The sequence below is a fragment of the Halorubrum sp. SD690R genome (genome assembly GCF_005435035.1).
Taxonomy (GTDB): domain Archaea; phylum Halobacteriota; class Halobacteria; order Halobacteriales; family Haloferacaceae; genus Halorubrum; species Halorubrum ezzemoulense.
The window spans coordinates 1-508 of the sequence record NZ_SGTV01000115.1; the positions used below are offsets into that span (position 1 = coordinate 1).

General features: G+C 74.2%; 1 protein-coding gene. It reads right to left on the reverse strand.

Features of this window, described 5'->3' with window-relative positions; translation table 11 throughout:
- The coding region (locus EXE41_RS18660) for an aminotransferase class I/II-fold pyridoxal phosphate-dependent enzyme (protein ID WP_137691801.1) at positions 1–292 on the reverse strand (292 nt) is incomplete at its 3' end.
- Between the last annotated feature and the right edge of the window lie 216 nt (positions 293–508).

A 508-nucleotide genomic window follows, 5' to 3' on the forward strand; every position in this document is an offset into this window, starting at 1 on the left:
GGGAGTCGATCGAGCCGTCGGCGCCGGGCGACACCCACACCTGCCCGTCGTCGACGCCCCACTTCTCGGCGATCCGTGCGGTGAGGTCCGTGTGCGAGGACTTCGGGTACTGGTTCACGCGGTCGGCGTGCTCGCGGATCGCCTCGACGGCCGCCGGGCTCGGCCCGTGCGGGTTCTCGTTCGAGGAGAGCTTGATGAGGTCGTCGGGGTCGAGCCCGCGATCGCGGGCGACCTCCTCGACGCCCCGCCCGGGCACGTACGGCGAGTGATCGGAGAGATCCCGTGGTTCCATGTCACCGGGTCGGGGACCGGCGGGCTTAAGCGTGGTCTTGGCGGTCGAGGGCTCGCGACGGGGGCGCCCCGCGGCTCACGACGACGGGGCGTCGGCGAACCGCCGCTCCGCCTCGGCGACCACGTCGGGGCGCCCCGCGAGCTCCACGGCGACGGTCTCGCTCCCGTAGTCGACGCCCGCGACCACGCCGCGGTCGTACGCCCACGAGAGCGCGGC